Consider the following 19,230-nt stretch of genomic DNA (forward strand, 5'->3'; position numbering starts at 1 on the left):
AACAATGAAAAAACTACTTGCAATTATAACTTTAACTTTTTGTGTTATATTAAACAGTAATGCACAGGAAAGTGATCGAGACTTATTTTTAAATGATGCTAAGCAACTTTTAAATGATGGGCAATATGAAAATGCGTTAGCGCAGTTAAATTATTTTCTATCTCTTGGAACAGATATTTCTGATGCCGATATAGAATATGTATACGTCATGTCTTGGATAGGGCTAGAAAACTATTTTGAAGCCAACAGGCATATTGCTAAATATATAGAATATGCTAAAGATAACCATGAAAATTATCCAGAAATACAAAGCATAAAAACCGATTTAGAAGAAGAAATTAAAAACGTTAAAAGCTATTTAGTTAACCTAGCGGCTAATGCTACAAAAAATGGTTTGCCATATAATTGGGAGCAGCATAGCGGGCTTTATCCCGTTGGTTTTGCTCCTAAATATGCTTGGTGCGGTTATATTAATAAAGCTGGCGAAATAATAATTCCGTTTAAATACAAAGTTGCTAGCCATTTCGAAAATGGTATTGCTTATGTAGAAAATAAAATTAGTGGCGATAAAGAACTAATTAATCCGCTAGGCAAGGTCACAAAAAAACTACCGCAAAGTATAGCTACAGTATTTCCTTTTCAAAGTGGGTATGCTGCAGTACAATTAAAAGAACTTAATTATGATAAACAAATTGTATACGGTATTATTAATGAAAAAGGAGAGCGTATAGATGCTAATACAATTACGGGTTACGACCAAAAATATATTTTTTCAGACGGAAGCAGATATCCAATTTTTCGCGACGGTAATTTCGGAGCCATTTCTGTAGAAACTGGCGAAAGTGTTATAAACGAAGATGTTTATGCTATTGTTTCAACCTACCATGATGGAAAAATTTTAGTAAGGCCAAAAGATTATTTAGTAAATCAATATATGGCAAGTCTACCTTCAGATTTTGGAATGTTAGATCAAAAAGGAAATGAAATAATCCCAATAAATTCATATCCTGCTCTAGAACCTTTTTATAACGAATATTCTATTGCTGGTAAAGCTGGTAAAGGCTATGGTGTTATAAATAAGCAATTGGAAACTGTTATTCCGTTCGAGCATAGCCTATTAGGTAGAGCTTTTGATCCTGACGAGTTTGTAATTTTTGATGGAGGAGACCTACGTGGCAAAGCTAGAGTATATAATGCACGACTAGATAAAATGTTATCTAGATCTGTACAAACCACATCAAAAAAAGCAGCATTTCCAGATTTTACCATTACTTACCCTAGTTTTAAGCATAAATACATGCCTCTTGTAACTAAAAAAGGGAAAGTTCGATATTATGATCATGACCTTAATGATGTTTTTGAAAAAGATTTTGCATTTGCAAAAGATTTTAGCGAAGGTATGGCTGCTGTAATGACTAAAGAAGGTAAAACAGGTTATATTAATGAAGCGGGAGATCTGGTTATTGATTACAAGTATAATATAGGGCAATTATTTTCGCAAGGTCTAGCTGCTGTTGCCATTGGATCTGCAGAATCAGAAAAGTATGGGTTTATTAATAATAAAGGTGAAGAAGTAATAGCGTTAGAATACGATTACGCCGAGCCTTTTTTTGATGCTACAGAAATTTTTAAATACTACTATTCGCCAAAACAATTAAATTTAATTCCTGTTGGCGACATGAATGTTAGTACACTTGATATTACTTTTGATACAAACGAAGTGTTTTTTCATTTATTAGAAGGCAAAAAATTAGCCTTAGTAAAAAAGAAAAACAAACTTCAGTTTATCGATCAAAACGGAAACGTTTGGTTAGAAAGATTATGGAGTGAACAAATTATAGCAGATAAATAATGTTAAATAAAAAAACATACATAATACTTTACTTTTTATTTTTATGTGCTGCTACTTTATTAGCTCAAAATGAAAACGACGCTAAGGTAGACTATATGAGGAGTTCTTTGTATCTAGATTTAATATATTTAGATAAAGATTTTAGTCATATTATCCCTGATATATTAAACGACATACCTTTTCCAGACAAGTACAACAATCATAATAATTCTAAAACAGAAGGCACTAATTTTCTACAATTAATGCAAAATTATTCGCAGCTTAATGTAGAGCCAGACTTAGACAAACTGTTTCAAAATTATATCGATGAATCTAATCTTGAAAATAAACTTATAGAAACATGGTTTAGCAGAAAAAGAGATGGCACCTTCGATATGAGCGTTGTAGCCCAACGAGGTTTTTATAATGCCTCTCAATTAGAATCTGATCTGGCAGAAAACACCACGAGAGGACGAGCTAGTATTGCTGATGCTGGCGAAAACCTAATTAAAAACACGTTTGTTGTTCTTGGTTTAATGTATGTTAACGGTAATCATAAAAAATTTGTTATCGGTTCGCAAGTAAGGCTATATAAATTAGATTGGAATAACGAAAAAGCAATAAAGTTTTATAATAATTATTGGATACCAAGAGGTAAGTTTGATTTTAAAAAGCGAAAAGCTTTTAAAGAGTTAGACCTTTTTAATTTAGAATTTATAGGCGCCCAATCGCACACAAACATTATTAAAGTTACCCGTCAAGAACCCATTCTAGAATTACCAGACAGAAGGCATTTTAGCGCACGATTACCAAGAAGAATTGAAGATAAAGATCGCTTTTTTGAAATTGTAACCCGTCATTTTGATGAAGTTTACGCAAATCTTCAAAAAGAATTCGAAATCTTTAGGGTTGTTTCTCCTCTTATAAGTACAGAACCTTTAACCGCTCAAATTGGCATGAAAGAAGGTTTAAAAGGAGGTGAAAAATTTGAAGTTCTTGAAAAAATATATAATGAAGAAACAGGCACTACAAAGTATAAAAGAAAAGGGATAATAAAAGTTGTTGCAGGAAAAATTTGGGACAACAGATACAATGTTGGCGAAAAAGGTACCCAGAAAAAGGAGGGAGCAACCCAATTTAGTGGTAAAGGCAATTTTTACCCAGGTATGTTAATTAGGCAAATAGATTAATAACTCTGGCTTAGTAAATAAGAGGCATTAGATTTTAATCTAATGCCTTTTTATTTTAAATCTATAAAGTTAGGAGGTTATAATAACCATCCTTTAGCTTTACTCATTCTGGAAAACAAAACAAATATTAAAGCAAAAATTATTATCATAATAGTCATGACCATACTAGATTCATAACCATTAAATACAATATAACCCATTTGAGCTATAACAGCAATTAAAGACAATAGCCATAATTTAACAGACCAACTTTTTCTTAATAAAAGCCCAATGGCCGCTAAAGCACCAGCAAATACGGCAATAGCAAACGCAGCAGTAACCCAAGTAGGCATATTAGCTGCAATTTCTAATTGTTCGTCGCTATACATAGCCCGATAACTCTCTGTATTATAAGCTTGTTGTAAATAAGCATTTACACCCATACCATTCCAAATAAGCGCAATAACGCTTACAAGCCAAAACCAAAACGGTGGCTTGTTAGTTAATGTGTTTGTCATAATTTTAGTTTTTAGTTAGTAATTAGTATTACAATGTATAATTTTTTTGTCACATTCAATAAAAAACCTATTTTCAAAATCTATTTTTATTTCAAAAAATGAAGAAATATTATTACGTTTTAAACATTCAATATTTAGGTTATCGTTTTCATGGTTGGCAAAAACAACCTCAAGTAAAAACCTTACATTTAATGGTAGATAGAACATTAAACTTTATACTAGAAGGTAAGTATTTTAAAAGTTTAAGCTCTGGCAGAACAGATGCTATGGTATCGGCAGAAAGTGCTTATTTCGAGTTGTTTTTAAAAGAACCCATTGAAAATGAAGACGCCTTTTTAAAGCTGTTTAATACCAATTTGCCGCAAGATATTAGAGCACTATCAATAAAAGAAGTTGATGCTCAATTTAATATTATTAATCATTCAAAAATAAAGGAATATTTATACTTATTTACTTACGGTGAAAAATGCCATCCCTTTTGCGCACCAATAATGACAACCATTCTTGATGATTTAGATATCGATATAATGAAAAAAGGAGCAAAACTTTTTGAAGGCGAAAATTACTTAAAAACGTATTGCTACAAACCTACAGATAACGGCATTTATACACGAACAATTTTAACCTGCGAATTGGTTGAAAACACGATATACAAAGCCAATTATTTTCCTAAACAATCTTATATTTTAAGAGTTAGAGGCAAAGGGTTTATGCGTAATCAAATTAGGTTAATGATGGGTACATTAATTGATTTAGGCAAAGGTAAACTATCAATCAAAGACATTCAAGAAAGCTTAAAAGCAGATAACAATATAAAAATGAATTACATAGCACCGGCCTCTGGTTTAATTCTTAATGCTATAGAATTTGAATAAACGTAAAATTATTTTCTTGTTAAGAATTTAAAAAAAATCACGATGCATTCTGGACTTTTTGTATTTTAGATTCATCCTTAAAAAAATGGTATGAGTACAACAATTCCAAAATCTGTTTTTACATTTTTTAAAAAATTAGAAAAAAATAATAATCGCGATTGGTTTAACGAAAACAAACCAGAATTTAAAACTATTGAAAAAGAGGTAAAAATAGTATACAATAGTATTCTAGAAAACCTAAATAAACATGACGATATCGATAAATTAAAAATATTTAGAATTTATCGAGATGTACGCTTCTCAAAAAATAAACTACCCTATAAAACACATTTTGGAGGCTCGTTTCATAGAACAAAACCTAAGTTAAGAGGCGGTTATTATTTACACATACAGCCAAATAATAAAAGCTTTATTGCCACCGGATTTTGGGAGCCTGCCAAAGAAGATTTATTGCGTATTAGAAAAGAGTTTGAAATGGACGACTCTGAAATTAGAGACATACTAGCTAATAAAAAGTTTAATACCATTTGGGGAAATACCTTTGTAGGCGACGAAGTAAAATCTGCTCCGAGAGGCTTTAGTAAAGACGATAAGGCTATAGATTTAATAAAAAAGAAACAATTTATATTCACTAAAAACTTTACAGATAAAGAAGTTTTAGATGCTCAATTTTTAAATGAAGTAGATGTTGCATTTAAAGCCATTCGACCGTTTTTTAATTATATGAGCGATGTATTAACTACAGATCTAAATGGAGTATCTTTAATAGATTAGTTAAACAGCAGTAAGCATTTCTGGTTTTTCAAAAACTTGTATATGGCTTAATAAGCGCTCTTTCACAATATTCATCATGCGTTTATTTAAAGCCGAAGAGTTTTGAATATAAAGCGTATATTCTTCAACGGTAAACAACCCTATAATCATACCTTTCATAGAGTTACGAAGTTTCATATCTTTTTGAATAGCATTTTCAATATAAACCATTCGTTTTTCTAAAGACAAATCATAAAACACAGACTTATGCTTTTTTATGTAGTTTTTAAACACAGCAATAAGTAAATCGTGCTGTAATTTAATAATAGGGCGTAATACCAAATTCTGAAAACGCTCGTCGCTACTCATATTATCATTAATTGTTGTACTTAAAATGTCTGGGCGAATACTTCTAAGATTCAATGCTCTAGAGTCCATAATATTGTAGATTTTCAATAAAAATATTGAATAAACATCTTGTTTTAAGCGAATCTATTTATAATTGTTAACTAGGTTATCAACATTTAACTTTTTTTTACCTTTGAATAAAATAACGACACATGAAGTTTGGAAGCGTAGACCATCCAGAATTAATAGATTTTTCATTTCCTAAAGATCATCCAGATACAAAACGAGTACTAAAAAAATTTAAAGATGATAATGTTCCAGAAATTTATGTAGGGTGTGCCAAATGGAATAGAGCAGATCTTAAAGGCTTTTATCCAAGAGGTACAAAAGATGAGTTAGCCTATTATTCATCACAATTTAACGCTATTGAAATGAATGCGACGTTTTACAGAATTTTTCCTGCAGAACAATTTTTAAAATGGAGAGAAAAAACACCTAAAGGTTTTAAGTTTTTTCCAAAATTAAACCAAGAAATTAGTCATTGGAAACGTTTAAATGAAACCCAAGAAGTTGTTAATAATTATTTGTATAATGCTTCCAATTTAAAAGAAAAATTAGGCACTATATTTTTACAATTACATTCTAATTTTGCTCCAAAAGACTTTAATAGAGTTATAAAATTTGTTGAAAACTGGCCTAAAGAAATACCATTAGCTATAGAGTTTAGACACACTAATTGGTATAATAACAAAGCAATTGCAGAAGATTTATATCAACTTTTAGAGGCTAATAATATTTCAAACATAATTGTAGATACTGCAGGCAGAAGAGATTTAATGCATATGCGATTAACCAATGCTACTGCTTTTGTACGTTATGTAGGCGCCAATCATAAAACAGATTATTCGCGTTTAGATGATTGGATAGAGCGCTTAAAACTATGGAAAGACCAAGGCGTTAAAGAAATAAACTTTTTTGTTCACCAAAATATCGAAAAAGAATCTCCTTTGCTATCGGCCTACTTTATAAAAAAACTAAATGCTGAATTAGGCTATAATTTAACCATACCTAATGAAGATAAACAACAAAAATTATTATAACACATGAGATTTCATACAAGAAAATGGATTAAACCCGAAGATTTAAATGCAAACGGCACATTATTTGGTGGCCGATTATTAGAGTGGATTGATGAAGAAGCAGCATTGTATTCCATTGTTCAGTTAGAAAACCAAAAGGTAGTAACCAAGTATATAAGTGAAATAGACTTTAAAGCTTCTGCAAAACAAGGCGATGTTGTTGAAATTGGTATAGAAGCCATAAAATTTGGAACCGCATCCTTAACTCTAGCATGCGAAGTTAGAAACATGAGAACGCGAGAAACCATAATAACCATATCTAATATTGTTATGGTAAATATTGGACCCGATGGTAAAGTTTTACCTCATGGAAAAACACAAGTAGAATTTGTAAAAGACAGATTATAAATTAATGCGCTAATGTTTCTTTAAAAATTATAGCCATTTTTTTGTTTTCATTGAAAATAATGCAATTAATTATGCTTGTATTGGATATTTTATAAAAATAAAATATCAATGAGGTGTTAAGTTTCAATTATCTGTAATAAAATTTAAATTTGTAAACCTTTTTTAAATTTAAATTATTTATGAGCAAATCATTGTTTGACAAAGTATGGGATTCGCATGTTGTGCGAAACATTGAAGATGGACCAGATGTATTATATATAGACCGCCACTTAATTCACGAAGTTACAAGCCCTGTAGCATTTGTTGGGTTAGAAAGCAGAGGCTTAAGCGTTTTATATCCTGAACGTACATTTGCTGTTGCAGACCATAATACACCAACTATAAACCAGCATTTACCAGTACAAGATCCGTTATCTGCTAATCAATTAAAAACATTAGAAAATAACGCCAATAAATACGGTATTAGTCATTGGGGTTTAGGTCATGAAAACAATGGTATTGTTCACGTTGTAGGACCAGAAAATGGTATAACACTTCCTGGAGCTACCATAGTATGTGGAGATTCGCATACATCTACACACGGTGCTTTTGGTGCTATTGCATTTGGTATTGGTACATCGGAAGTAGAAATGGTGTTAACCACACAATGTATTATGCAACCTAAACCTAAAAAAATGCGCATAAGTGTAAATGGTGCATTAAACAAAGGAGTAACACCTAAAGATGTAGGTTTATATATCATATCTAAATTAACAACTTCTGGAGCTACCGGATATTTTGTAGAATATGCTGGCGATGTTTTTGAAAACATGACTATGGAAGGCCGTATGACGGTTTGTAATCTATCTATCGAGATGGGTGCACGTGGTGGTATGGTTGCCCCAGACCAAAAAACATTCGATTATATTAAAGGGCGCCCAAAAACACCTAAAGGTGCAGAATGGGATAAAGCCATGGCATATTGGAAGACTTTAAAAACTGACGACGATGCTGTTTTTGATAAAGAAATAACTTTTAATGCTAGCGATATTGAACCTATGATTACTTACGGTACAAATCCAGGAATGGGCATTGGTATTTCAAACAACATTCCAACAGCAGAATCGGTTGAAGGAGGTAAAGCAACTTACGATAAGTCTTTAGCTTACATGGGATATGCAGAAAATGACCAAATGATTGGAAAGAAAATCGATTACGTATTTATTGGCAGTTGTACTAATGGGCGTATTGAAGATTTTAGAGCATTTGCATCTATTGTAAAAGGCAGAAAAAAGGCCGATAACGTAACCGCTTGGTTAGTACCAGGATCTCACGTTGTTGAAGCTAAAATTAAAGAAGAAGGCTTACTAGATATTTTTGAACAAGCAGGTTTTGTTTTAAGAGAACCAGGTTGCTCGGCTTGTTTAGCTATGAATGATGATAAAGTACCTGCTGGTAAATACGCCGTAAGTACATCAAACAGAAACTTTGAAGGGCGTCAAGGGCCAGGTTCTAGAACTTTATTAGCTAGCCCATTGGTTGCTGCCGCTGCCGCTGTTACAGGCGTAGTAACCGATCCAAGAGAATTACTTTAAAATAGCTGTTAGCTATTGGCTGTTAGCCTTTAGCAATATATAACGCTAATCAAATTATAAAACTTGCCAATAGCCAGAAGCTAGAGGCCAAAAGCAAAATAAAATGGCTTACGATAAATTTACAACATTAACAAGTACTGCAGTTCCTTTGCCTATTGAGAATGTAGATACCGATCAAATTATACCAGCACGCTTTTTAAAAGCAACTAAACGCGAAGGATTTGGAGACAACTTATTTCGCGATTGGAGATTTAATGGTGACGACACACCTAAACAAGATTTTGTTTTAAACAACCCTATTTACAAAGGAAAAATATTAGTAGGAGGAAAGAATTTTGGTTCTGGATCGTCTAGAGAGCATGCTGCTTGGGCAGTTTACGATTACGGTTTCCGTTGTGTGGTTTCTAGCTTTTTTGCAGATATTTTTAAAAATAACTGTTTAAATATTGGTGTTTTACCGGTGCAAATTAGTCCAGAATTTTCAAATGAAATTTTTGAAGCTATTTATGCCGACCCAAATACCGAATTGGAAATTAATTTAGAGGCTCAAACAATTACATTATTATCATCAGGAACTCAAGAATCTTTTGATATTAATGGCTATAAAAAAGGAAACATGTTAAATGGTTTTGATGATATAGACTATTTACAAAACATGAAAAGTGAGATAGAAACATTTACAGAATCTCGCCCTTTCTAAAATATGAGTATAAAACATATAGAAATAATGGATACGACATTGCGCGATGGTGAGCAAACCTCGACGGTGTCGTTTTCTGCTTCAGAAAAACTAACTATTGCTAAGCTTTTACTTGAAGAATTAAAAGTTGATCGCATTGAAATTGCTTCGGCAAGAGTATCGCAAGGCGAGTTTCAAGCTGTAAAAGATATAACACATTGGGCTTCTGATAATAATTATATTAACAAAATAGAAGTACTCACTTTTGTTGATAAAGGCATTTCTATTAATTGGATGATTGAGGCTGGAGCTAAAGTACAAAACCTGCTCACTAAAGGCTCATTAAATCATTTAACTCATCAACTAAAAAAAACTGCAAATCAGCACTTTAAAGAAATTGAAGAAGCTATTTTACTAGCCACTAAAAATGGCATTACTACCAATGTTTATTTAGAAGATTGGAGCAATGGTATGCGAAACTCTAAAGCCTATGTTTTTGAGTTTTTAGCCTTTTTGCAAACTCAAAATGTTGCTAGAATAATGCTGCCAGATACTTTGGGCGTTTTAACACCTAAAGAATCTTACAATTTTATAAAAGAAATTAAAGACACTTATCCAGACTTACATTTCGATTTTCATGCGCATAACGATTACGATTTAAGCGTATCGAACGTTATGGAAGCCTTAAAGGCTGGTGCAGATGGTTTACATTTAACAGTAAATGGTATGGGCGAACGTGCTGGTAATGCGCCTATGTCTAGTACTATTGCTGTTATAAACGATTTTATGCCAGAAATAAAAGTTGGTGTAAACGAAAAAGTACTTTACACGGTTAGTAAATTGGTTGAAAACTTTTCTGGAGTTATGATTCCTGCTAACAAGCCTATTGTTGGTGCTAATGTTTTTACACAAACAGCTGGCATACATGCCGATGGAGATAATAAAAACAACTTATACTTTAGCGATTTAATGCCCGAGCGTTTTGGTAGAACACGCCAATATGCATTAGGAAAATCGTCTGGAAAAGCCAATATTCAAAAAAACTTACAACAATTAGGGCTTCAGCTTAACGATGAAGATTTAAAGAAGGTAACGCAACGTATTATTGAGTTAGGCGATAAAAAGCAAGTGGTTACCAAAGAGGATTTACCTTATATTATTTCGGATGTTTTAGATAGAACTTATGAAGAAAAGGTAACCGTTAATGCTTATGTTTTAACACACTCTAAAGGTTTAAAACCATCAACCACAGTATCGTTAACCATTGAAAATGAAACTTTTGAAGAGCATGCACAAGGCGACGGACAGTTTGATGCTTTTATGAATGCGATAAAAAATATTTTTAAAAGTAAGAAAATAGTTTTGCCTAATTTGATAGATTATGCGGTTAGAATACCTCCTGGTAGTAACTCGGATGCGTTATGCGAAACCATTATTACTTGGAAAAATGCCGAAAAAGAGTTTAAAACACGTGGTTTGGATAGTGACCAAACCGTTTCGGCCATAAAAGCAACCGAAAAAATGCTGAATATAATTGTTAGTTAAACTTATTTGCTAACTATTTTGCGTTAGGGATTGAACGGTGTGTTTGAGCTCGCCGACCTTAGGAGGCAGCGAGTAGTGAAAGCCCGACCCTTGGGGTAACGCCCATACAATTAAAATTATAGAATATAAAGATTAAAATAAATAAACATGAAATTTAATATTGCCCTTTTAGCCGGAGACGGAATTGGACCAGAAGTTATAGATCAAGCTGTAAAAGTAAGTGATGCTGTGGCTGCTAAATTTGGACACGAAATTACTTGGAAACCTGCATTAACTGGTGCTGCTGCTATTGATGCGGTTGGCGAACCTTATCCTGATGAAACGCACGAGATTTGTAAAAGTGCTGATGCTGTATTATTTGGAGCTATTGGACATCCTCGTTTTGATAATGATCCTTCTGCAAAGGTAAGACCAGAGCAAGGTTTATTAAAAATGAGAAAGGCTTTAGGTTTATTTGCTAATGTACGCCCAACGTTTACTTTTCCATCTTTATTAGAAAAGTCGCCTTTAAAAAAAGAACGTATTGAAGGTACAGATTTAGTGTTTTTACGTGAATTAACTGGTGGTATTTACTTTGGTGAAAAGGGTAGAAGAGAAGGTGGAGAAACTGCTTTTGACAACTGTGTTTACACGCGTGAAGAAGTACAACGTCTAGCTAAAAAAGGTTTTGAATTAGCCATGACGCGTGGTAAAAAACTGTGTTGTGTTGATAAAGCTAATGTATTAGAAACTTCTAGACTTTGGAGAGAAACTGTTCAAGCTATGGAAAAAGATTATCCTGAGGTTGAAGTAAGTTATGAGTTTGTTGATGCTGTTGCTATGCGTTTGGTACAATGGCCAAATAGCTACGATGTTTTAATTACTGAAAACTTATTTGGAGACATTTTAACAGATGAAGCTTCTGTTATTTCTGGATCTATGGGATTAATGCCATCGGCATCTTTAGGATCTGATATTGGTTTATTTGAGCCTATTCATGGATCTTATCCGCAAGCTACAGGTTTAAATATTGCAAACCCAATGGCTACTGTTTTATCTGCCGCTATGATGTTTGAAAACTTTGGTTTACAAGAGGAAGGTAAGGCCATTAGAAATGTTGTTAATGAGGCTTTAAATAAAGGTATTGTTACTGAAGATTTGGCCGACGGCGGAAAAGCTTATGGTACTAAAGAAGTTGGAGATTGGTTAGCTGCTAATATCTAAATTTAGATTATAACATATTTTTAAAACCCTGTAAATTTAAAATTTACAGGGTTTTTATTGTTTTATACTTTATGAAAACTTGAATGACTTGGAAGCTCAAAAACTTCTAAATCGAAATAGGGAAGTGCAGCTATTAAATGATCGAAGATGTCTGAAATTATATATTCGTAATTTTCCCATCGTTTATCACTACTAAAGGCATAAATTTCTAACGGAATGCCTTGTGTTGTTGGTGCTAATTGGCGTGCCATAATCATCATGTCTTTATTTATGGCCGAATGGTGGTTTAGATAAGCATCAATATACTTTCTAAAAACCCCAAGATTTGTCATATTTCTGCCGTTAAGCAACAAGGTTTTATTTACATTATTTTCGGTGTTATATTTTGAAATATCGCTTTGTCTGTTTTCTAAATATGATGAAATTAATTGTATGTCTTTAAGTTTATTAACCTCTGTAGTGGTTAGGTATTTTACACCATCTTGTTTAATATATAACGCTCTTTTTATACGGCGTCCGTTAGAACTCGTCATACCTCGCCAGTTTTTAAACGAATCTGAAATTAAGGCATATGTTGGTATTGTGGTAATGGTTTTATCGAAATTTTGAACTTTTACGGTGGCTAAATTAATTTCGGTAACATCGCCATCGGCTCCATACTTCTGGAAAGTTATCCAATCGCCAATTCTAACCATATCGTTTATAGATACTTGAATGCTGGCAACAAACCCCAAAATAGTATCTTTAAAAACTAAAATAACAACCGCAGAAATGGCTCCCATTCCGGTTACAAATTTTAAGAATGGTATATTAGTTATTATTGCTATGGCAGACATAATACCGCCTAACCAAGCAAATATCATAAATACCTGTATATAACTATCAATGGGTTTATCTTTAAAACGGGCTAAAGTTTTTAAGTAATCTTTTAAGGTATTTAAAAGGCTTCTTGCTACCCAAAGCGTTAATAAAATAGCAAATACTTTAAGGCCTTTTTCTATAATAATTTCAAAATTATAGAAATCTGAAAATACATCGGGCACAAACTCTAAAGCGATTAAAAGCGGAATAATGTGTGCAATATTTCTAGGAACTTTGTTGGTAATTAAAAGGTCGTCGAAATTGGTTTTTGTTCGTGATGCAAATTGTGTAAATGTACCTATTAGAAGTCTTCTAATTATTACATCGACAATAACAATAATTAATAATAAAGCTACGAGTAGAATCCCCATGTTTAAATACTGAGCCGCTTGCTCAGAAATGCCCAAATCAATCAAATAATCGTAAGCCAAATGCTTTAAGTTTTCCATTTTACTTAGCTGGCTTTAAATACTTTTTATCAATATAAAAGGTGCCAAACGGAATAATAGAAGCTAGAACAACAATTAAAAACTCTTTATTAGACCACGAAAACTCTTTTTTAAATAATACTGCCATGGCTACATAAGCTACAAATAAGATACCATGAGGCATACCTAACATTTTTACATATTGTGGGTCGTTTAATAGGTATTTAATTGGTGTTGCAATAAATAACAAAAGGATATATGAAACCCCTTCTAAAAGCGCTACTATTCTAAAAATATTTAATGATGAAAGCATACTATTATTTTTTATGTAAAAATAAACCAGAAAAAGAACTTTTTGTCTGATTTATAAAGAAATAATTACTTAAATATAGATTATTAAATTTATAGAACGTTAAAAATAATAAGTCCATAAATTGCAAAACGCACAAACCTTAAAGCTCCATAAAGCATTACGTTTTTAAAAGGGAATTCTATAATTCCTGCAGCTAAACAAGCTATTGAAAAGGGTAGTGGCAATACAGCACCAACCATTATTAAAAAACCGCCCCATTTTTTTGAGTTTTTTAGCTGTTTTTCCATTTTAGTTTCTAGGTAATTATGTACCGATGGCATTTTTGTAATTGAACGCCCCATCCAATAGGAAAGTAAACCGCCTCCGTAAGACAAAACAGCTAAAAGCGATAAATAAAACCAAGGGTTGTACATTTTACCCGCCCAAGCAATAAATATTTCTGGAGGAACAAGACCTAAAAGTGTTTCGGAAACAAAAAAGAAACTTAATACACCATAAGCTGGTAGTATTTCGGTTAAACGAACTAAAGCTTCGTTAATATTGAAAAAATGATTTATAGCATAAATAGCAACAACTATAGCTATAATATATGGCAACGATTTTTTTACAGCTTCCCAAACAAATTTATAAAACCCTGTATAGTTATAATACTGGTGCAATAATTGCAAACGTGTTTTTTTTTCTTTTTGTTTAGGTTTCATTCTATTATAAATAAAGGGGAAACAAAGATAATGCTAGATTTTAATATGAACATGTTAATGTTTTAATTTTATATGAAATTTAACATGATAAGAGGTTAAATGATTTTCTATTTTACATAATATAAATTATAATACAAATTCACTCCATTAAAATTTGATAGTTATAATGTAGTATTATGTAAAATATCCCAGAAAGTCTCGTTTCCACAAGAAGCCTTAGTACTTGGGTCATTAAACATTATCGATTTACTTCTCGTATAATTTTAATATTCTGTACAATTGTTCAAGTTTTTTTAAATAAGCGATTCACGAGAAACTTCACGTTTACAAATTTGTATTATAATTTGTCGTTATGTCAAATTGCCGCATGCCAATGCGCTCGATTGCTTTTTAAAAATTTAAATGCCTTATATGGCATTTATTTTTAAACACAATTTCCAACCGCTTTGCCAGCGCCAAAAAAAAGCTAGCTTTTAGATGTTATCATAATTCTCGTAATTGGGTATTTATAGGTAATATTTTTTTTACACGATTCTCGTGACTTGCCATAAGAGCTTAAATTTTATGAAATCGACTTTTTAGGAGATTCACGAACACATTTGAAGTTTCTGCAAATAATTAAATATGTGAGTAATGATAAAATTCTAAGCACTTATTCTATTCTCGTTATTATTTAAACTTTTTTAATTGTAACTATTAATATTATGTAAAATAGAATTTAAATCTTTATAGCTCACCTATTTGTTGATAAAAAAACATTCAGTCTTAAAATTAACTCAAACAAATTGTTTAAATTTGGAAAGGTTCTTATGGTATGCCTGCTCGTTCGTGCAAAGATTTCATCAACCATAATTGATAATATAAACCATCAAGGCTTATTATCCGACAAAAGTATACGAACGCACAATCTCTTGGATAATAATCTTTGAACAAAGGATTATATTATGAATACTATTGATTTCTTTAAACTTCAATCTAAAAACTTACACAGAGATTTTAAAACTAGAAAACTTGTTTTTAACAATGAATTTGGCAAATTATCATATGAATATGAGCCAAAGCATTTCGATATTGAATTAGTTATTTACGATTACAATCTTGATGAAGAAAATTTTACTCTAATGAAGGCTCAACATGTCATAGCTCAAATGGCTGGATTTGAAAAGTGGACAGTTTTAATTAAAACTTCTGAGACTGATTTGAAAATTACAAAAATCCTATACGAAAATCAAGATATAATTGATTTACGAATGTGGTTAGATTACATTTCGGAAGCAGAAAGAATGAACCAAACTGATTTTGACTCAGAAACTAAATTAGCTATTTGTGAGCAAGCATTTGAAATGGGAGTTTTCAATAATGATACTTTCTTTGATTGTTACCTTTTAGATAAAAAATAGTGATTAGGAATTGAAAATTCCTTTCTTTTTTTCTTGGATAAAAAAAGAAACAAAAAAATCATGACTGCATAAACTTTTGGAAACAATTACGGCTCGTTACGCTATATTTTAGGAAACATTGTAACTAATTAAGATTGCTTTGAAATCCCATTTATACTTATAACTCTTAAGAAACTGTATTACTAGACCCCTAAAATATGTACGCTCCACTCACCTATTGTTTAACCAAAATTTTCTGAGGTCGTACTGAGTTTCAATTTATATTAAATCTAAATTTTTAGCTACATCCATTACTATCTTACTCATAGGTCTTTTATGTATGTCTTTGTCTTCTGTGTAATTACCAACTAATGTTCTTTTAAACAACTCCGGATGTAAAGAGAGTTTATTGAAATTCAACTTTAATGTTTTTAAATATGACTTATTATATATCTGACTTTTAATGATTAATTCTTCAATTAAATCATTTTGGGTTTCATATATACCTTCAATATGGAAGATTTCATTGAATTTTTTTGCTCCAACTAAATTATAAATTGGCTCACTAAAAGTAAAAACAATATCCTCTGCGTTTTTTGTTGTAAGGTATTTTGATTTTGAATAAGGACTTAATTCAAACCTATAATTTGATTTTACTGTCTTACTTGCATTTTTAGTATATAATTCAAATTCAATTTTATTATTACTTTTAGCCCTATTGCATGAGGAACATGCTGGATACAAGTTAAATAAACTAATGCTTAAAAAAGGGTAATCGTCTTTTGAATGGTAATGGTCTACATCAAATTTAGCGGAGTAGCCACCTTTGGATTTTACAGCAGTAATCGACAATTGTGAATTACAATAAACACAAGATTTTATGCCTATTTCTTTAAAGTATTTTGGATAAAAGGAACTTCTAAGGTCTTTATAACCTAAGGCTATTAATATAGAGTTCTTTATTGGGCTCTTTACTTGTTTTGTTGTGCCATTTTTATATGTTCTAGTAATAAGAGGTACATTAGTAATAATACCTTTATTACTGTTTATTTTGTCTGAACTCCAAAGTAAAATATCTATATTATCTTCAAATAATAAAATAACACTTTCTAAATAAGCCTTATCATTAATATCGACCGTTTTAGCATTTAAAGCATTTAATTTATCAATAGCTTTTATTCTTTGATTTGCTATATCCTCTGAGAAAAGAGCTTGTACTGCTAAAACTTTATTTTGATGAATTGCTATCATTTTTTAACTGTTTTAATTTTTCTATTTGATCATCAATGAATTCATTTTTTGACTCTTTAAATGTTTCAGCATATAAATCCATCAAGCTCATGTATAAAATTGGCTCACCAACAATATCAATAATATCTTTGCATTTTTGTTTAAGGTTAGCCGATTCGTCCAGTTTGTATTTTTTTTGCTGAACATTATTCATTATTTCAATTATTTCTTTTATTTTTTCTTTCGCAAACTCTCCCATAAATCCTTCTTTTAAGAAAAAATCGTTAGCTAGTAAATCATGTATATTTGCTCCAAATGTTTGTTGATCTAACGTTTCAACCTTTCCATCATTTAATCTTAAGATATTTGAAGATGGAATATCTGATAATATAAAAGGGGAATGGGTTAGATAAATAATATGAATTGATTCAATACCAACTTCTCCTTTTTCTTTTATGTTTTCAAGAGCACTTAAAATATTTGAAGTCAACTCTCTTTGCATATCTGGATGGTAGTAGATTTCGATTTCATCAAGAATAATAGAAATGTTTTTATATGGCAACCTTATAACTTTGTTTTCATCCTTTTCTTTATTCTTAGTTTTATCAATTTTATGAGAATGAACCGATTGTAAATTATATAAATGGTAAGTAATTGTATTAATGTTAAATATCATCTGTTGCTCACCGGAACTCAATTCACTTAATCTGATGGGCTTAACGTTTGAATCATTTTTTACAGACAAGTCGAAATCAATATTAAAAAAACCAGGCAATGCAAATTCCATTAATGCGGAAGCACTCATATTCTCATAGTTTGGATCACATTCTGATAACCAAGTCCTAAATTTTGATATATCAAACTCTGCGTAGGAATAGTGATTCTTTTTATTCCAGATTGACCAAGGATTGTTTGTGTATTTTATAAAATTTAAAGTCTGTCTAAGTTTTTTTGTTATATGGCTCATATCGTTTCTTAAAAAAGCCATAAACTTATTGTGATTATGATTTGACTTTTTGTCAAGAAATAAATCGGAATAATTATTCTTTATTTTTTCTATTTTCTTTTCTATATAGCCAAGAGCAAAATCCTGATAATTTGTAAATCTAGTCAGATAATCAGAACCTAGTTTAGACCTAACAAAGACTACTGATTTTAGTTTATCAAAATCCTCTTTTGAGTAAGATTTTGTTAGTGGTTGTTTTAAATCTCTATTTTCATCATCAAAACCATTACAGGTTATCAATTCAAAATCCTTTTTAGCGAAGAATAAAAATTTCTGTAAATGGTATTTATCGAGCAAACTTATTTCTGATTTTTTTGCTGCTTCAAATGATAAATTTGACATTACTCTTTCATTAGAAAGATGTAATTCTCTATTAATATTAAAATTCCCATTGTCCCTCATTGGGTTAATAACGACAGGCGTAGCATAACCATCATTTTTATGAAATAAACTATTTATCCAATTACCCATAACATCTGAATTCAATGAATGATGCGAATAATTGAGACAAATAGAATAGAAAAAAGGGTCAAAAAAGAAGTTCTCTATCTTTTCTATTTCTCCATTAGGATTATATTTATAACAGTTAAATTCTTTGTTAGAAAAACTTATTGAATAAATCCCTTCAGATGTTTCATAAACCATAGCTACTGCGAGCTTATTTTTAATAGCACGTTCACTTTTTATGTCATCTTGTTCTTGACCAAGTAAGTGTTCTAAGCGATTTTTAATAATGTTTTTTAATAAAGTTTGACCGTTTGTTATACCTGTTAACTCCTTTTTGTTTAAACTAAGTTCATGGTCGTTTAGAATCTTAAACAGCTCAATAGGTCTGATTTTTCGTTCTGAGTCATATAACTTTTGAGCATCTTTTTGAACTCTTTTAATCTGCTGATTTATATGTTTTGAATGTTCTTTCAAAAGTGGTTTTTCACTATTGTATATACTCATTGTATAAATCAAATAATATAAAAGTTCGATTATAGCACTTTTACCCGAACCATTTAAACCAACTAAAGCTGAAATTTCTACTGTAATTCCATTTTCTAAATCGTATAAGTTATCTATGTTTTTTTTATCTTCCTTTAAAACCTTTATAATTTTACTTTTATCAGCATCTAATTCTATTGTGAAATTGTTTTTAAACTTATAAGCTTCTCCAATAACTAGATTCTTTCTGAATTTTTCATCACATCCATTTAATGGAATAATACTGAGAAGTTTAAATTGATTCATTTGACTATTTAGTTATTATATTAATTTTAGTTATTCTCTGGTTCTAATTCCATATACGTCACCGTCATTTCTTACAACAACATATTACGCTCAA

At 31.0% G+C, this 19,230-nt stretch carries 18 protein-coding genes; 11 read left to right on the top strand and 7 right to left on the bottom strand.

Annotated elements, in window-relative coordinates:
• The first annotated feature begins 4 nt into the window (after window positions 1-4).
• On the top strand, window positions 5-1,852 hold the full coding sequence (locus ACNG5D_RS08010; protein WP_418182979.1) for a WG repeat-containing protein: 1,848 nt from the start codon (window positions 5-7) through the stop codon (window positions 1,850-1,852).
• Window positions 1,852-3,021, top strand: coding sequence for a hypothetical protein (locus ACNG5D_RS08015; RefSeq protein ID WP_418182980.1), 1,170 nt, complete (start codon window positions 1,852-1,854; stop codon window positions 3,019-3,021). The genes ACNG5D_RS08010 and ACNG5D_RS08015 overlap by 1 nt, the downstream gene beginning before the upstream one ends.
• A gap of 77 nt (window positions 3,022-3,098) precedes the next feature.
• Here the strand turns inward: ACNG5D_RS08015 and ACNG5D_RS08020 are convergent, their stop codons facing one another.
• The gene (locus tag ACNG5D_RS08020; RefSeq protein ID WP_418182981.1) at window positions 3,099-3,518 is read right to left on the bottom strand and encodes a hypothetical protein; all 420 of its coding nucleotides are present in this window, start codon (window positions 3,516-3,518) and stop codon (window positions 3,099-3,101) included.
• A 98-nt stretch (window positions 3,519-3,616) separates the two neighbouring features.
• Between ACNG5D_RS08020 and ACNG5D_RS08025 the strand changes: the two genes are divergently transcribed.
• Together ACNG5D_RS08025 and ACNG5D_RS08030 are read left to right on the top strand one after the other, a co-directional pair.
• The gene (locus tag ACNG5D_RS08025; RefSeq protein ID WP_418182982.1) at window positions 3,617-4,393 is read left to right on the top strand and encodes a tRNA pseudouridine synthase A; all 777 of its coding nucleotides are present in this window, start codon (window positions 3,617-3,619) and stop codon (window positions 4,391-4,393) included.
• Window positions 4,394-4,483: 90 nt separating this feature from the next.
• A complete protein-coding gene (locus ACNG5D_RS08030; RefSeq protein WP_418182983.1) occupies window positions 4,484-5,167 on the top strand; it encodes a DUF2461 domain-containing protein in 684 nt (227 codons plus the stop codon).
• On the opposite strand, the gene ACNG5D_RS08035 is transcribed toward ACNG5D_RS08030, so the two are convergent.
• Complete coding sequence (locus ACNG5D_RS08035) at window positions 5,168-5,584, bottom strand: glyoxalase (protein WP_418182984.1); 417 nt, start codon at window positions 5,582-5,584, stop codon at window positions 5,168-5,170. It abuts the gene before it with no gap.
• 122 nt (window positions 5,585-5,706) lie between these two features.
• On the opposite strand from ACNG5D_RS08035, the gene ACNG5D_RS08040 reads away from it, so the two are divergent.
• The 6 genes from ACNG5D_RS08040 (at window position 5,707) to leuB (ending at window position 11,982) form a co-directional block, all read left to right on the top strand.
• Window positions 5,707-6,594, top strand: coding sequence for a DUF72 domain-containing protein (locus tag ACNG5D_RS08040; RefSeq protein ID WP_418182985.1), 888 nt, complete (start codon window positions 5,707-5,709; stop codon window positions 6,592-6,594).
• A 3-nt stretch (window positions 6,595-6,597) separates the two neighbouring features.
• Window positions 6,598-6,981 carry an acyl-CoA thioesterase gene (locus ACNG5D_RS08045; protein WP_418182986.1) on the top strand — a complete coding sequence of 128 codons (384 nt, stop codon included), beginning with the start codon at window positions 6,598-6,600 and terminating at the stop codon, window positions 6,979-6,981.
• Window positions 6,982-7,160: 179 nt separating this feature from the next.
• A complete protein-coding gene (leuC, locus tag ACNG5D_RS08050; RefSeq protein ID WP_418182987.1) occupies window positions 7,161-8,555 on the top strand; it encodes a 3-isopropylmalate dehydratase large subunit in 1,395 nt (464 codons plus the stop codon).
• A 103-nt stretch (window positions 8,556-8,658) separates the two neighbouring features.
• On the top strand, window positions 8,659-9,255 hold the full coding sequence (gene leuD, locus ACNG5D_RS08055) for a 3-isopropylmalate dehydratase small subunit (protein WP_418182988.1): 597 nt from the start codon (window positions 8,659-8,661) through the stop codon (window positions 9,253-9,255).
• Between the two features lie 3 nt (window positions 9,256-9,258).
• Window positions 9,259-10,779 (top strand): alpha-isopropylmalate synthase regulatory domain-containing protein, encoded by a 1,521-nt coding sequence (locus tag ACNG5D_RS08060; RefSeq protein ID WP_418182989.1) that lies wholly within the window; start codon window positions 9,259-9,261, stop codon window positions 10,777-10,779.
• 147 nt (window positions 10,780-10,926) lie between these two features.
• A complete protein-coding gene (gene leuB, locus ACNG5D_RS08065) occupies window positions 10,927-11,982 on the top strand; it encodes a 3-isopropylmalate dehydrogenase (protein WP_418182990.1) in 1,056 nt (351 codons plus the stop codon).
• A gap of 62 nt (window positions 11,983-12,044) precedes the next feature.
• On the opposite strand, the gene ACNG5D_RS08070 is transcribed toward leuB, so the two are convergent.
• The 3 genes from ACNG5D_RS08070 to ACNG5D_RS08080 form a co-directional block, all read right to left on the bottom strand.
• Window positions 12,045-13,292, bottom strand: coding sequence for a mechanosensitive ion channel family protein (locus tag ACNG5D_RS08070; RefSeq protein WP_418182991.1), 1,248 nt, complete (start codon window positions 13,290-13,292; stop codon window positions 12,045-12,047).
• A gap of 1 nt (window position 13,293) precedes the next feature.
• Entirely contained in the window at window positions 13,294-13,584 is a 291-nt protein-coding gene (locus tag ACNG5D_RS08075) for a DUF3817 domain-containing protein (RefSeq protein ID WP_418182992.1), read from the bottom strand.
• 89 nt (window positions 13,585-13,673) lie between these two features.
• On the bottom strand, window positions 13,674-14,285 hold the full coding sequence (locus ACNG5D_RS08080; RefSeq protein ID WP_418182993.1) for a YqaA family protein: 612 nt from the start codon (window positions 14,283-14,285) through the stop codon (window positions 13,674-13,676).
• 944 nt (window positions 14,286-15,229) lie between these two features.
• Here ACNG5D_RS08080 and ACNG5D_RS08085 point away from each other — a divergent pair.
• Window positions 15,230-15,685 carry a hypothetical protein gene (locus tag ACNG5D_RS08085; RefSeq protein WP_418182994.1) on the top strand — a complete coding sequence of 152 codons (456 nt, stop codon included), beginning with the start codon at window positions 15,230-15,232 and terminating at the stop codon, window positions 15,683-15,685.
• A gap of 258 nt (window positions 15,686-15,943) precedes the next feature.
• Here the strand turns inward: ACNG5D_RS08085 and ACNG5D_RS08090 are convergent, their stop codons facing one another.
• Entirely contained in the window at window positions 15,944-16,915 is a 972-nt protein-coding gene (locus ACNG5D_RS08090) for an HNH endonuclease (RefSeq protein ID WP_418182995.1), read from the bottom strand.
• Entirely contained in the window at window positions 16,893-19,136 is a 2,244-nt protein-coding gene (locus tag ACNG5D_RS08095; RefSeq protein ID WP_418182996.1) for a hypothetical protein, read from the bottom strand. Before ACNG5D_RS08095 ends, ACNG5D_RS08090 begins: the two co-directional genes overlap by 23 nt.
• Window positions 19,137-19,230: the final 94 nt, after the last annotated feature.

Source organism: Algibacter ulvanivorans (assembly GCF_048381495.1).
Taxonomy (GTDB): domain Bacteria; phylum Bacteroidota; class Bacteroidia; order Flavobacteriales; family Flavobacteriaceae; genus Algibacter_B; species Algibacter_B ulvanivorans.

Coding starts and splice junctions, on each gene's coding strand:
- ACNG5D_RS08010 (WP_418182979.1), top strand. CDS start 5: ATGAAAAAACTACTTGCAATTATAACTTTAACTTTTTGTGTTATATTA.
- ACNG5D_RS08015 (WP_418182980.1), top strand. CDS start 1,852: ATGTTAAATAAAAAAACATACATAATACTTTACTTTTTATTTTTATGT.
- ACNG5D_RS08020 (WP_418182981.1), bottom strand. CDS start 3,518: ATGACAAACACATTAACTAACAAGCCACCGTTTTGGTTTTGGCTTGTA.
- ACNG5D_RS08025 (WP_418182982.1), top strand. CDS start 3,617: ATGAAGAAATATTATTACGTTTTAAACATTCAATATTTAGGTTATCGT.
- ACNG5D_RS08030 (WP_418182983.1), top strand. CDS start 4,484: ATGAGTACAACAATTCCAAAATCTGTTTTTACATTTTTTAAAAAATTA.
- ACNG5D_RS08035 (WP_418182984.1), bottom strand. CDS start 5,584: ATGGACTCTAGAGCATTGAATCTTAGAAGTATTCGCCCAGACATTTTA.
- ACNG5D_RS08040 (WP_418182985.1), top strand. CDS start 5,707: ATGAAGTTTGGAAGCGTAGACCATCCAGAATTAATAGATTTTTCATTT.
- ACNG5D_RS08045 (WP_418182986.1), top strand. CDS start 6,598: ATGAGATTTCATACAAGAAAATGGATTAAACCCGAAGATTTAAATGCA.
- leuC (WP_418182987.1), top strand. CDS start 7,161: ATGAGCAAATCATTGTTTGACAAAGTATGGGATTCGCATGTTGTGCGA.
- leuD (WP_418182988.1), top strand. CDS start 8,659: ATGGCTTACGATAAATTTACAACATTAACAAGTACTGCAGTTCCTTTG.
- ACNG5D_RS08060 (WP_418182989.1), top strand. CDS start 9,259: ATGAGTATAAAACATATAGAAATAATGGATACGACATTGCGCGATGGT.
- leuB (WP_418182990.1), top strand. CDS start 10,927: ATGAAATTTAATATTGCCCTTTTAGCCGGAGACGGAATTGGACCAGAA.
- ACNG5D_RS08070 (WP_418182991.1), bottom strand. CDS start 13,292: ATGGAAAACTTAAAGCATTTGGCTTACGATTATTTGATTGATTTGGGC.
- ACNG5D_RS08075 (WP_418182992.1), bottom strand. CDS start 13,584: ATGCTTTCATCATTAAATATTTTTAGAATAGTAGCGCTTTTAGAAGGG.
- ACNG5D_RS08080 (WP_418182993.1), bottom strand. CDS start 14,285: ATGAAACCTAAACAAAAAGAAAAAAAAACACGTTTGCAATTATTGCAC.
- ACNG5D_RS08085 (WP_418182994.1), top strand. CDS start 15,230: ATGAATACTATTGATTTCTTTAAACTTCAATCTAAAAACTTACACAGA.
- ACNG5D_RS08090 (WP_418182995.1), bottom strand. CDS start 16,915: ATGATAGCAATTCATCAAAATAAAGTTTTAGCAGTACAAGCTCTTTTC.
- ACNG5D_RS08095 (WP_418182996.1), bottom strand. CDS start 19,136: ATGAATCAATTTAAACTTCTCAGTATTATTCCATTAAATGGATGTGAT.